Source organism: Methanocaldococcus lauensis, assembly GCF_902827225.1.
GTDB lineage: Archaea > AGJL01 > Methanococci > Methanococcales > Methanocaldococcaceae > Methanocaldococcus > Methanocaldococcus lauensis.
This window is the reverse complement of the sequence record NZ_LR792632.1, coordinates 1,127,104-1,141,254: the sequence shown is the minus strand read 5'-3', so window position 1 is coordinate 1,141,254 and position 14,151 is coordinate 1,127,104. Positions and strand designations below refer to the sequence as shown.

The window sequence follows — 14,151 nt, the reverse complement described above, 5'->3', positions numbered from 1 at the left end:
TCTTATGATAGTTTTTAAAAATGTTAATATTGTAGATGTATATACGGGAGAGATTATTAATGGAAATGTTGCTTATGAAAAGGACAAAATTTATTTTGTAGATTTAAATAATGAAATTGATAAAATAATTGAAAATAAAAAAAATGTAAAAATTTATGATTTAAAAGGAAAGTATTTGTCTCCAACTTTTATAGATGGGCATATTCATATAGAATCATCCCATTTAATTCCCTCTGAGTTTGAGAAGTTTGCTTTAAAAAGTGGAGTAACGAAAGTTGTTATAGACCCTCACGAAATAGCAAACATATCTGGGAAAGAAGGAATATTATTTATGTTAAACGATGCTAAAATTTTAGATGTTTATGTAATGCTTCCTTCTTGTGTGCCTGCTACAAACTTAGAAACTAATGGATCTAAAATAACAGAAAAAGATATTGAAGAATTAATCAATTTAAACAATGTCTTGGGATTAGGAGAGGTTATGAATTATGTTGGAGTGATAAATGAAGATGAAGAGTTATTAAAGAAGATAGAAGTTGCTAAAAAATATAAAAAATTGATTGATGGACACTGTCCAAAGTTAAGAGGTTTGGATTTAAATAAATATATCTTTTATGGAATTATGAGCGACCACGAATGTGTTGATGAAGAAGAGGCTTTAGAAAAACTTAGATTGGGAATAAAACTAATGATTAGAGAAGGAACTGCTTCAAAAAACATTTATTTACTAAATATATGCAAAAAAATAAAAGATTTAAGAAACATTATGTTAGTTAGTGATGATGTTTGTCTTAAAGATTTAGATGGATATATGTTGAATATTTTAAGAAAAGCTACTAAATATGTCTCTCCAATAGAGGCTATTCAAATGGTTACAATAAATCCATCAAATTATTTTGGTTTTGATGTAGGAATTAAACCGGGTAATGAGGCAAGTTTTATAATTTTTGATGATTTAGAGAATTTTAAAGTTTATGATATAGTTATAAAAGGAAAATTCTTAGATGATGTCTTAAAAGAATTAAATGAAAATAAAGATAAAAAAATTCCAAAAAATCTTATGAATACTTTAAGATACTCAAAAAAGGATAAAGATGATTTTTTAATTGAAGGTATTGACTACAATGAAAAATCTGGGCTTGTTAGGGTAATAAAACCATTAAAAGATAGTTTAATTACTGAAGAATTAATATTTGATTCTGAAGAGGTAAAATTATTATTAAAAGAAAATGTAATAAACAAAATTTTCGTTATAGAGAGACATAAAAACACTGGAAATATTGGGAGGGGATTAATATACAATTTTTTAAATGAGGGAGTTATAGCCTCTTCATATTCTCATGATTCTCATAATGTAGTTGCAATAGGAAATAATGAAAAAGATTTAGCTTTGGCAGTAAATAAATTAAAAGAAATTGGTGGAGGTTTTGTATGTGCTAAAAATGGAGAAATTGAATATTTATCTCTACCAATAGGAGGAATAATGAGCGATAATGGAAAATACTTATTTGAAAAAATTAACACTCTCTATAAAAAAATAGAAAATTGGAGTTCCTTTGACAATCCATTTTTAAGTATGAGCTTTTTTACACTACCAGTAATCCCAGAACTAAAAATAACTGATAAAGGTTTAGTGAAAAATATGAAGTTGGTTGAGATATTTATTAGCTAAGCGGTAATTAAAACTGTCGGTGATTATAATGGTTACTTTAGAAAAAATAGAATTAAAAAACTTTAAATCATTTAAAAAATTATCATTAGACATTCCAAAAGGATTTACAGCCATTGTAGGGCCAAATGGTAGTGGAAAATCCAACATAGTTGATGCTATACTTTTTGTTTTAGGAAAAACCTCTGCTAAAAAGTTGAGAGCAAACAGGTTTAAAGAATTAATAACTTATCACAACGGAAAGAGAGAAGAGTATTCAGAGGTTTGTTTATATTTTTCAAATGATAATAATATATTTAATGTTAACGCCGATAGCGTAGGAATATTGAGAAGAATTAAGAAAAGTGGAGAAACTGACTATTTTTTAGTTTGGAAGGAGAATGACAAAGAAAAAAGAAAAAAGTTATCTAAGTATGAAATTATTGACTTATTTAGAAAGTTAGGTTTGTTAGGGGATACGGTAATATCGCAAGGAGATTTATTAAAAATTATAAATATTTCTCCAATTGAAAGAAGAAAAATTATTGACGAAATTAGTGGAATTGCAGAATTTGACGAAAAGAAGAAAAAGGCAGAGGAAGAATTGAAAAAGGCAAGGGAATTAATTGAAATGATTGACATAAGGATTAGTGAAGTAGAAAATAATTTAAAAAAACTTAAAAAAGAAAAGGAAGACGCTGAAAAATATATAAAGTTAAATGAGGAGTTAAAATCAGCAAAATATCTTTTAATTTTAAAAAGAGTTAATTATCTAAATATCATTTTAGAGAATCTCCAAAACGACATTAAAAGTTTAGAAAGTCTCAAAGATGAATTTATGGGAAAAATTAAAGAGATAAATGCTAAAATTGAAAATTTAAAGTTAAAATTAAATGATATAATAAACGAACTAAATGAAAAAGGCAATGAGGAAGTTTTAGAACTACATAAGTCAATAAAAGAATTGGAGTTAGATATTGAAAATGATAAAAAAGTTTTGGACAATAGTATAAATGAACTAAATAAAATTGAAAGTGAAATTAAAACTAAAAAGAATGAAATTGAAAATACCCAAAAAAAGATAATTGAATATAGAAATAAAATAATTGAAAAAGAAAATAAGATTAAAGAGATTGAAAATAAGATTAACGATTTAAATTATGAAAAAGAAAGACTAATGGATGTAATTTCTGAAAGTGAAAATATTATTAAAAATTTAAAGAAATTAGAAATAGATTTAACTGATGAAATAGAAAAAAATCAGAACGAACTTTATAAATTAAAAAAAGAATTAAATGATTTAGAAAATACAATAAATAAAAGATATTTTGAAATTGAAAAAAATAACGAAATTATTATAAAATTAAAGGAAGAACTTGAAAATTTTGAAGTTATTGATACTAAGCCCCTATATTTAGAACTCGAAAACTTAAAAGTAGAGATAGAATTTTCAAAAAAGAAAATTAAAGAACTTGAAGAAAAAAAGAAGGATTTACAGATAAAACTGGATGAATTGCATTCTCAATATGTTAAAGAAAATGCAAGAATTAGGGCATTAAAAGAAATGGAAGAGTTTTGTTTAGATAGAGCTATTAAAGAAATATTAAATGCCAATTTACCGGGCGTTATTGATATAGTAGGAAATTTAGGAAAAACCAAGGTTGAATATAAGACAGCCATTGAAGTGGCGGCTGGAAATAGGTTAAATTACATAGTTGTTAAAAGAATAGATGACGCTGTAAGAGCTATAAAGTATTTAAAAGAGAGAAAACTTGGAAGAGCCACATTTTTACCGTTGGATAGAATTGAAGGTAGAGAGGCAGATTATATAGTTGAAGATGGTGTCATAGGAAGGGCAATTGATTTAGTAGAGTTTGATGAAAAATATAGAAAAATTTTCGAGTATGTGTTTGGAAACACTGTAATAGTTGAAAATATTGATGTTGCCAAAGTTTTATCTGAGAAGTATAGAAAAGTTAGATTTGTAACATTGGATGGGGAGGTTATAGAGCCCAGTGGTGTGTTAAGAGGGGGAACATTCAAAAGTGGAGCAAAAATTAAAGTAGATATTGATTTGAGTAAGTTAAATGAAATAGCCAATAATATCAAGGTTGTTGAGAGTGAATTGAGAAATATAAAAGGTGAAATTGAAAGATTAAATGAGATAATAAAAAATAGTTCTGCTAAAAAAATGGAAATTGAAAACAAGTTAGAAATAATTAAGAAAAATGAAATGAGAAGGAGAGAAATTATAGAAAAAAACAATTTAAAAATAAAGGAGTTGGAATTAAAAAATAAGGAAATTTTAGAAGAAATTGGTAATTTAAAACTTAAAAAAGAAGAAATATCAAGTAAAATTGAAGAGTTAGAGAATAAGATAAATGAATTAATTGAAAAAAGAAAAAAAGTTATTAGTGAATTAAAAGAATATGAAAATAACGAATATCTAAAAAGATTAAGAGAGATTGACGAAGAATTAAAAATCTTAGAAAAAGAAAAAGATAAGTTAAAAAATGAGATTGACAAAGAACTTAGTTTAGTAAAAGAGATATTAATTCCAAAAATTGAAGAGTTAAATAACAAAATTTCAGAACTAACAAATAAAAAAGAAATGCTAAAGAAAAATATACAATTGTATAAAGACAGCATTGAAAAAAACTCATCTATATTAGAAGAAAAGAAAAAAAGATATGAAGAAATAGCTAAAAATATAAAATCACTTTCTGAAAAAAGAGAACATATAGAAAAAGAGATAGAAAACTTAGAAAAGTGTAAAAAAGATTTGATAAATAAAGTTAGAGATATTGAAAATAGAATAAATGAGCTTATAGTTGAAAAGGCAAAATATGAGAGTAAATTGGAAGAAGAAGAGAAAAAATTGTATCTATGCGAAAAAACAGATATAAATGAGGAATTAGATAATAAAAGCATTGAAGAGCTTGAAATATACATAGGAGAAATAGAAAATGAAATAAAAAAATTAGAGCCAGTAAATATGAGAGCTATTGAAGATTATAACTATATTTTAAACAGATATAATGAGCTTATAGAAAAAAGGAAAGAATATGAGAGAGATGAAAAAAAGTATTTACAATTAATGGAAGAACTTGAAAATAAAAAGAAAGATGTATTTATGGAAGTATTTAAGAAAGTGGCTAAAAATTTTGAGGAAGTTTATAAAGAAATTGGAGGTATAGGGAAATTAAGTTTAGAAAATGAAGAAAATCCATTTGAAGGAGGTATTTTAATCGATGCCTCACCAAGGGGTAAAAAATTATTAAGTTTAGATGCCATGAGTGGAGGAGAAAAGAGTTTAACTGCCTTAGCATTTTTATTTGCTATTCAAAGATTGAATCCTTCACCATTTTATATACTGGATGAGATTGATGCCGCCTTAGATGTAAAAAACGTCTCTTTAATTGCAGATATGATTAAAAACGCCTCTAAAAAAAGTCAGTTTATAGTTATAAGCCATAGGGAACAGATGGTTAGTAAAGCAGATGTAGTTTATGGAGTTTATATGAAAAACGGTTTGAGTAAGGTAGTTGGAATAAAATTGTAATAAATCAAAATAAATAAAAATATTGGAGAGATAAGGATGATAAGAGAAATTTTTAGTTCAATAATGGGAGAAGGAAAGTATATTGGAAGAAGATTTATATTTGTAAGATTTGCTGGATGTCCTTTAAAATGTATTTATTGCGATGAAAATCATAAAAAATACTTAAATAGAGTTGAAAAAGCTCCAGGAAGTGGGGAATTTGAGACACTAAAAAATATGGATATTGAGGATATAGTTAATATAATAGATAGGTTAAAAACTCCAGATTTGTTTGCAGTGTCTTTTACTGGTGGAGAGCCACTACTTTATTTTAAAGAATTGAAAGAAATTGTTGAAATTTTAAAAGATAAAGGGTATAAGACATTCTTAGAAAGTAATGGAATGTTTCCAGACAGAGTTTTTTATTTTGATATTGCCTCAATAGACATAAAGTTGAGAGAACATTTTAATAATATAAAAGAGGATGAATATAAAAAATTATATAGAAATGAAATAAAGACTATAAAAAATCTTTATAATTTGAATTCTGATGTTTATGCTAAAATTGTTATTATGGAAAATACCAATATAAATACTGTAAAAGAAATAGCAAAAGATTTAAGCGATATTGGTGATATAACTTTGTGTATTCAACCAGTAACGCCCTATGGAAATATAAAATCTCCTTCTAAGAGAAAATTATTTGAAATTATGGAGGCGTGTGGGGAATATTTAAAGGACAATGTTATGCTAACAATACAAATGCATAAGTATTTGGGTGTATTATAGCTGTATTTCAAAGAACAGTTATCAAAAAACGATTTTATAAACGACTAATAAGATATTCAACAATTTAAGAAAACTTATAAAAAATAAAAAATTAAAAATATTAATGGTGGATACCGAGGTGGCAATATGAATATATTAAAATTAAAGGGTAATAAAAAACAGAATTATAAATTATATTGGCATATTTGGTATATATTATTTGGGATTCTCCTTATCTTAATGTTTAATTTAAAACCTCCATATAAAACATTAATTATTGGGACATTACTTATTATGATTTTATTTAAAATATCGTTATTTTTTATTAGAATTTTAAAAACTACCAATGGTAAAACTAATAACTTAATTTAATCCTGTTAAACTATAAAAACTTACCAAGTAATACTAACTATTATAAATAAAAATGATGAGGGAGATTTATGAACAAACAACTATTAAAAAAGGTTATTGAACTGAAAAATAATGGTTTAACTATTGGTGAAATTGCAGAAGAGTTAAATGTATCAATGGATACTGCAAGATATTTGGTTTTAAATGCTGAAAAATTATTGGAAAATGAGGAAAAATCTCTGAGTTTAAAAAATGTAGATATATTCATTGATTGGAAAAATATTGGAAGTACGGCAAATAGATTAAAATATATTAGTTCAATAATCGTTGATGTAATAAAAAGTAGGAATATTGAATTTGACACAGTTGTAGGAATTTCAACGAGTGGAGTACCTATTGCTACGTTGGTGGCAACTGAGTTAGGTAAAGAATTAACTGTATATATACCAAAGAAACATATATCTGAAGAAGGTAAAAAAATATCTGGTTCAATTTCTCACAACTTTTCTCCTGTAAATTATAAAAGAGCAGTAATTATAGATGATGTTGTAACCAGTGGAAGCACTTTAAAAGAATGTATAAAACAGTTAAAAGAAATTTGTAGTCCAAAATTAATAATTGTTTTAATTGATAAAAGTGGATTGGATGAAATTGAGGAAGTGCCATTAATTCCACTAATTAGAGTGGGAGTAGTAAATGTAGAAGAAAATATAAAATAAATATAAAATAATAAGGAGGTATTTTGATGTTACCAAAAACTACAATAAAGAGAATAATGAAGCAATACACTGACTTTAATATATCCTCCGAGGCTGTTGATGAATTAAGCAATTTATTAATGGAAATAATAAAAATAACTACAGAAGTTGCTGAGCAAAATGCAAAAAAAGATGGTAGGAAGACAATTAAAGCGAAAGATATTAGAAATTGTGATGACGAAAGATTGAAGAGAAAGATTATAGAACTCAGTGAAAGAACTGACAAGATGCCGATATTAATTAAAGAGATGTTAAATGTAATTACTTCCGAATTAGAATAAATAAAAAATAAATCCTAAATTAACGGGAGAGAGTATGAAGATTGCAGTAACTAAATTCTTAGGGACAAATTGTGAGTTGGATGTTTGTCATGCTATAAAATTAGCCGGCGGAGAGCCAGAACTTGTTTTTTTTACTAAGGATAACTTAGATGAATATAAAGGGGCGGTAATTCCCGGTGGCTTCTCATACGGAGATTATTTAAGGGCAGGAGCAATAAGTGCAAGAACTCCAATAATCAAAGGATTAAAAAAGATGGTTGAAGAAGGAAAGCCAGTATTAGGAATATGTAATGGAGCTCAAATTGGTTTAGAGGCGGGTTTTTCAAAAGGAACATTAACAAACAATATAAATGCAAGATTTATCTGCAAATGGGTATATATAAGGGTTGAAAACAACAAAACACCATTTACTCAGTATTATAAAAAAGGAGACGTTTTAAAGATACCAATAGCACACGCAGAGGGTAGATTTTACGCTGACGATAAAACTCTTGACTATATGTATAAAAATAATATGGTAGTGTTTAAATACTGTGATGAAACTGGTGAAGTGACAGAAAAGGCAAATCCAAATGGCTCTATTGACAATATAGCGGGAGTTTGTAACGAAAACCAAAATTGTGTTCTACTAATGCCACATCCTGAAAGAGCCAGTGAAAAAATATTAGGCTCAGATGATGGATTAAAAATGTTCAAAGGAATGATAGATTACGCTAAAAAGATTTAAATATTTTACATTTTTTATTTTAAAATAGAGTATGCATACTTTTAAAGAAAGGTAGGGAGAGATTTCTATTTTATTAATATGCCTAAATTATTTATAAAAAACAGTAAATTTTTTAATACCTTATTATTTAATTAGATTAACAAAACAAAGTAAGAATGGTGAATAATTATGGAAATGCCTAAAAATTACAATATAGAAATTGAAAAACAAATACAGAAGAAATGGGAAGAAAGCAAAATTTACAAATTTGATGAAAATAGCAAAAAACCACCATACATTATTGACACTCCTCCACCATACCCTACCGGTAGATTACACTTAGGACACGCTCTAAATTGGACATATATGGATATAATTGCAAGATTTAAAAGAATGAAAGGATTTAATGTTTTATTCCCACAAGGTTGGGATTGTCATGGATTGCCTACAGAGGTTAAAGTTGAAGAGATGTATGGAATAACAAAATCTGACATTGATAGGCAGAAATTTAGAGAGTTATGTATAAAATTAACTGAAGAAAACATTGAAAAAATGAGAAAACAGATAAAATCTCTTGGAATATCAATTGATTGGGATAGGGAGTATATAACTATGACTCCTGAATATATTAGAAAGTCACAAACAGCCTTTGTTAGAATGTATAAAGATGGTTTAATTTATAGAGGTAAGTTTCCAGTAAATTGGTGTCCAAGATGTCAAACTGCAATAGCATTTGCTGAAGTTGAATACATTGAAAGGGAGAGTAAATTAAATTACATAAAATTCCCCAGTGCTGATGGAGATGGGTATATAATGATAGCAACTACAAGACCTGAGCTTATGGCTGCCTGTGTTGCTATATTAGTTCATCCAGAGGATGAGAGATATAAAGATTTAATTGGAAAAGAGTTTATAGTTCCACTGTTTGGACATAAGGTTAAACTGTTAGCAGATAATGATGTTGAAAAAGAGTTTGGTACAGGGGCGGTAATGGTATGTACTTTTGGGGATAAAACAGATGTTCTGTGGGTAAATAGGCACAAATTAGAAATTAAAAAAGCAATTGATGAGAAAGGAACTTTAACTGAAATTGCTGGTAAATATAAAGGATTAAAAACAGAAGAAGCCAGAAAATTGATTATAGAAGATTTAAAGAAAGAAGGATATTTAATTAAGCAAGAGACAATAAAGCAAAATGTTGGAGTTTGTTGGAGATGTAAAACTCCTATTGAAATTATAGTTACTGAACAGTGGTTCGTTAATGTTAAAAAATTAATTCCAAAAGTTAAAGAAGTTGCTAATGAGATTAAATGGGTTCCTGAACATATGAAAATTAGGCTGTTAAATTGGATTGAAGACATGGATTGGGATTGGGTTATAAGTAGGCAAAGAATCTTTGCTACACCAATACCAGTTTGGTATTGTCCGAAATGTGGAAATGTAGTAGTTGCTAAAGAAGAGGATTTACCAATAGACCCAACTAAAACAGGCTATGTTTGTGATAAGTGCGGTAATAAAGATTTAATTCCAGAAACTGACGTTTTAGATACATGGATGGACTCATCTATAACTCCGATGGTTATAACTAAGTGGTTAGATGATAATGAATTCTTTGGAAAGCATTATCCTGTTCAACTAAGACCTCAAGGACATGATATTATTAGAACTTGGGCTTTCTATACAATAGTTAAGTCTGTTGCCTTAACTGGCAAAAAGCCATGGGATGAGATAGTTATAAATGGTATGGTGTTTGGAGAGGATGGACATAAGATGAGTAAAAGTAGGGGTAATGTTGTAGAGCCAGATGAAATTATTGCAAAGTATGGAGCAGACGCTTTAAGATTGTGGGCAAGTAATAGCGTTATTGGAGATGATGTCCAATTTTTATGGAAAGAAGTTGATTACGGTTATAGATTTTTAAGAAAGTTTTGGAATGCTTGTAGATTTGCTAAGATGCATATAAATGATGAGATTATTGAAGAGTTAAAAAAACCATTAGATGTAAAGAATCCAATAGATTTGTGGATTTTAAGTAAATTACAGAAGTTAATTGATAGAGTTAATAGAGATTTAGAGAATTATAGATTTAATACAATAGTAGAAATTTACAAGTTCGTATGGCATGAGTTTTGCGACAATTATATAGAGATGGTTAAATATAGATTGTATGGTAATAATGAGGATGATAAAAAGGAGGCAAGATGGACTCTCTACTATGTAATAGACAAGTTAATAAGATTACTCTGTCCATTTGCTCCACACTTTGCAGATTATATAGGTGAGATTTATAAAATTGAGAATCTACACTTTTCATTCCCAGAAGTAGATGAGAAATTTTTAAATGAGAGTATAGAAAAAATTGGAGAAATAGCCAAAAATACTGTAATATCTATTAGAAGATTTAAATCCAATAAAGGAATGCCTTTAAATGCTCCATTAAAGTATGTTGAAATATATACAGAGGATGAAGAGACATACAATGCATTAATAAAAACAGCAAATGACATTAAAGGTACTTTAAAAATTGAAAACCTTGAAATAATAAAAGGTAAGCCAGATTTAGAGTATAGAATAGTTGAAATAATTCCTGATAAATCTAAGATAGGCCCAGAATTTAAAAAGAATGCTAAGTATGTTATGGACTTAATTAAAAATGCTGATGAGGAAACATTGGATAAGATAATAAATGAGGGATTAAATACTGAGTATGGAGTTATTAGAAAGGAACATATTAAGGATGTTAAAAGGGCTTTATTCTGCGAAGGTGAGGAAGTAGATTCAATAGATATTGAAAATGTATTGGCAGTGGCAGTTATTAGAAAGTAATAAAAAATTTTAAACAAAAATTTTTAAATTTTTAAAATTGAATCAAAAACAAGAATTAATAGCAAAAATTCATTATAATCTTTTATTCCATTCTGGTTCTCCGCTACAAATGGAACAATTGAGACAAATTGTAGCGAAGAACCTTATAGCCTCCAGATGTCATTGGTTGGCAATCGGGGTTTAAAAGCCGTCTAATTCGGGATTGTAGCAGTTTCTAAATATCAGTGGGACAATATTATCATATAACCGATGAGAGGGCTCTGCTTTCGAGGTTAATATAAATGCTTATAAATTTCATTTGAGGGCTGTCTCCGTTCTACCCAAGTCAATGAACCCATGGCAGAGAGAATGGTATTCTCGATGAATCTATGAGTTGAGGATAACCCATTTCCATAGCTATCGGTTTGTATAATATATTGTTAAATACTACGAAATATGCTATGGAAATGAGAAACGGTTTGGTTTCCCACAATTTAATTTTATTTTTTATTTTTTTATTATTTTTTAATATTTTAGTTCTATTACTTTTTATTATTTTTTAATTATATTTTATTCCTAAGATAATAAAAAAACTATTTTGTAACATATCTAAAAAACTAAAAGCATACATTGGTATTTTTAAAGAGATATAGGCATATATAAGTTTATATAGAAAAAATTAATGGGTAAATTTGTTGAACCTTATCTTTATTTTTATCGTTTATCATTATGGAGGTGAATTTTGTGGCTAACAGAATAGAAATATCTCCTACAACGAGACATGAAGGACACGCAAAACTGATTTTAGAAGTTAATGATGAGGGAATAGTAAATAAAGCATATTATTTAAATACAACTCCTGTTAGGGGATTCGAAACAATGTTAAGGGGCAGACCTGCAGAATTTGCTCCTATCGCAGTTATGAGAATCTGTGGAATTTGTCAAACCACTCACGGAATTGCATCCTGTGAAGCTATAGAGAATGCAATAGACTGTGAAGTTCCTGATGATGGTTTATTGTTAAGGGAATTAGTAGGACTTGGAAATAGATTACATTCTCATCCGTTACACCACTTATTAACAATTGATGACTTTTTAAAGCCAGATGAAACCAATTTAAGAATTGAATTAATAAAATTAATTCAAAGAATGAGAAAAGTTGGACAGTTAGTAGTTGATATTGTAGGTGGAGAAGGGATTCATCCTCCAAACATTGTAATTGGGGGTATGAGAACAAACATAACTGAAAGATCTAAGTCAAAGTTATACTATGCATTAAGACAGTATGAAAAAGATGCCTATGAATTGTATGAAAAATACACTGAATTAATTGAAAGATACTTAGAAGAAATAGGAATTCCTGATTTAGGGGCTCATGAATATCCATACATTGCTTCCCACACTACATATGGAGATAGATATGCTATAAACTGGGATAGTGTCGTAGAAATTCCTCCTCAAAGATACTATGATGATGAAGAGGCAATACATACTACAACAGTTCAAATTCCATTATATGAGGGGGTTCCTGCTGAAGGAGGACCAAGAGCAAGATTGGTTAAATTTGGAAACTTTAGAGCAGGAGGTAGTGCTTTAGACATCAACATAGCAAGAGCTCAAGAAAACCTTGGAGCTGTTTATAGAGCCTTAGAAATTTTAGATGAAGTTAATATATATGGAAAAACAAGAGCTGAAGTTGAATACAAAGATGGTTTTGGAATTGGAGTTCATGAAGCTCCAAGAGCAACAAATACACACATGGCAGAAGTTGGAAAAGATGGAAAAATAAAGAGCTATAGAATCATAGCGGCATCAACTTGGAACTTCCCAATAGTTGAAAAGGCAATTGAGGGTTACCCACATCAGTATGCTGAAGTGATAATGAGAGCCTATGACATATGAGCATCATGTGCTACTCATATAATAGTTAAAGATGAAGAGTCAAAAGAAACCATAGAAGTTAGAAAAATGTTGTAAGCCTCAAGGGGAACCCGAAAGGGACCCGAGAGGCATCTTCTCTTAAAGAGTTTAAAATTAAAATCTTAAAAAAATAAAAATGAATGAAACTATGAAAGCTGAAATAAAAGATTATGATGATGAATTGTTTGATTTAACGCCATCCTATCTAAAAAAAGAAGTTATGGTGTTAGCCTGTGGGAATATATTATTTGCTGATGACGGTTTTAGCGTTCATGTCATTGAAAAATTGAATAAAATCTTAACTGAAAAAGAAAAAGAAAAAATAGCTTTAGTAGATGCTGGAACAGGGGCTCCTCAGCAAGTTTTAACATTGATAGATGAAAATTCAAAGACAAAAAAAATAATTGTCGTTGATGTAATAGACTGGGGATTAAAACCGGGAGAAATAAAAATAATTGAAAAAGATGAGCTACCAAATCCAAAATATGATAGATTAGATTCTCACAATTGGCCTTTATCTTCTTTATTAAAAGAGGTCGCTGAAAAATATAATATAGAGGTTAAAGTTATTGGATGTCAGGCAAAATATATTTCTGAACCAGATGTTTATATTGGGTTGAGTGAGGAAGTTGAAAAGGCACTTGATAAGGCAGTAAATATTATCCTTAGAGAATTGAGGGGTGATTAATGTGGTTAAAGTCGCTCATGTTCAACTGTGTAGTTGTTGTGGATGCTTAGTTTCTTTGGCAGACACTTATGAGAAGTTATTAGATGTTTTAAATTCAATTGAGTTAGTTTATTGTCAAACATTGGCAGATGTTAGAGAGATTCCAGAATGTGATATTGCATTAGTTGAAGGTTCTGTGTGTTTAGATGACCACCATAGTTTAGAGATTGCTAAAGAGGTAAGAGAAAAAGCAAAGATTGTTGTTGCCTTAGGAGCTTGTGCTGCTACAGGCGGAGTTACAAGATACAGTAAAGGAAATCAGTTATCTAAACCAGTTCACAGCTCATTCTCTCCATTAACTGAAGTTATTAAAGTAGATTTAGCTATTCCAGGATGTCCTCCATCACCAGAGGCTATTGTTTCAGTAATAAATGCGGCATTAAATGGAGATATGGAATATTTAGCCCCATATGCTGAATTAGCAGAAAAAGGAAGTGAAGCATGTGGATGTGATTTACTAACTAAGGTGGTTAATAAATCTCTCTGTATGGGTTGTGGAACTTGTGCCTCAGCATGTCCAACAAGAGCAATAGAAATGATTGATGGAAGACCAAATGTTACTCAGTATTTGTGTATTAAATGTGGAGTTTGTTCAGTACAGTGTCCAAGAATTAGATTTCCAGAGTTAATTGAAAAAATAGAGTAA

10 protein-coding genes are annotated in these 14,151 nt (G+C 28.8%); all 10 read left to right on the top strand.

The genetic code is table 11. The features are described from left to right. Positions 1–4: 4 nt before the first annotated feature. On the top strand, positions 5–1,672 hold the full coding sequence (gene ade, locus KMP69_RS06095; RefSeq protein WP_214399570.1) for an adenine deaminase: 1,668 nt from the start codon (positions 5–7) through the stop codon (positions 1,670–1,672). Positions 1,673–1,700: 28 nt separating this feature from the next. Then, entirely contained in the window at positions 1,701–5,210 is a 3,510-nt protein-coding gene (smc, locus tag KMP69_RS06090) for a chromosome segregation protein SMC (RefSeq protein WP_214399569.1), read from the top strand. Positions 5,211–5,246: 36 nt separating this feature from the next. After that, on the top strand, positions 5,247–5,978 hold the full coding sequence (locus tag KMP69_RS06085) for a 7-carboxy-7-deazaguanine synthase QueE (RefSeq protein ID WP_214399568.1): 732 nt from the start codon (positions 5,247–5,249) through the stop codon (positions 5,976–5,978). A gap of 419 nt (positions 5,979–6,397) precedes the next feature. After that, positions 6,398–7,027, top strand: a complete 630-nt coding sequence (locus KMP69_RS06080) for an orotate phosphoribosyltransferase-like protein (RefSeq protein ID WP_214399567.1) — start codon at positions 6,398–6,400, stop codon at positions 7,025–7,027. 26 nt (positions 7,028–7,053) lie between these two features. Next, a complete protein-coding gene (locus tag KMP69_RS06075; RefSeq protein WP_214400779.1) occupies positions 7,054–7,347 on the top strand; it encodes a histone family protein in 294 nt (97 codons plus the stop codon). 34 nt (positions 7,348–7,381) lie between these two features. Beyond that, positions 7,382–8,074, top strand: coding sequence for a phosphoribosylformylglycinamidine synthase I (gene purQ / locus KMP69_RS06070; protein ID WP_214399566.1), 693 nt, complete (start codon positions 7,382–7,384; stop codon positions 8,072–8,074). Positions 8,075–8,242: 168 nt separating this feature from the next. Beyond that, positions 8,243–10,879, top strand: coding sequence for a valine--tRNA ligase (locus KMP69_RS06065; RefSeq protein WP_214399565.1), 2,637 nt, complete (start codon positions 8,243–8,245; stop codon positions 10,877–10,879). 723 nt (positions 10,880–11,602) lie between these two features. Next, positions 11,603–12,835 (top strand): coenzyme F420 hydrogenase subunit alpha, encoded by a 1,233-nt coding sequence (gene frhA, locus KMP69_RS06060; protein ID WP_214399564.1) that lies wholly within the window; start codon positions 11,603–11,605, stop codon positions 12,833–12,835. A 79-nt stretch (positions 12,836–12,914) separates the two neighbouring features. Beyond that, positions 12,915–13,466 (top strand): coenzyme F420-reducing hydrogenase, FrhD protein, encoded by a 552-nt coding sequence (gene frhD, locus KMP69_RS06055; RefSeq protein ID WP_394357593.1) that lies wholly within the window; start codon positions 12,915–12,917, stop codon positions 13,464–13,466. Between the two features lies 1 nt (position 13,467). Further along, complete coding sequence (gene frhG / locus KMP69_RS06050; protein WP_214399562.1) at positions 13,468–14,151, top strand: coenzyme F420 hydrogenase subunit gamma; 684 nt, start codon at positions 13,468–13,470, stop codon at positions 14,149–14,151.

Bases quoted from the DNA above. Each gene is read 5' to 3' on its own strand.
- ade (WP_214399570.1), top strand. From the start codon at position 5: ATGATAGTTTTTAAAAATGTTAATATTGTAGATGTATATACGGGAGAG.
- smc (WP_214399569.1), top strand. From the start codon at position 1,701: ATGGTTACTTTAGAAAAAATAGAATTAAAAAACTTTAAATCATTTAAA.
- KMP69_RS06085 (WP_214399568.1), top strand. From the start codon at position 5,247: ATGATAAGAGAAATTTTTAGTTCAATAATGGGAGAAGGAAAGTATATT.
- KMP69_RS06080 (WP_214399567.1), top strand. From the start codon at position 6,398: ATGAACAAACAACTATTAAAAAAGGTTATTGAACTGAAAAATAATGGT.
- KMP69_RS06075 (WP_214400779.1), top strand. From the start codon at position 7,054: ATGTTACCAAAAACTACAATAAAGAGAATAATGAAGCAATACACTGAC.
- purQ (WP_214399566.1), top strand. From the start codon at position 7,382: ATGAAGATTGCAGTAACTAAATTCTTAGGGACAAATTGTGAGTTGGAT.
- KMP69_RS06065 (WP_214399565.1), top strand. From the start codon at position 8,243: ATGGAAATGCCTAAAAATTACAATATAGAAATTGAAAAACAAATACAG.
- frhD (WP_394357593.1), top strand. From the start codon at position 12,915: ATGAATGAAACTATGAAAGCTGAAATAAAAGATTATGATGATGAATTG.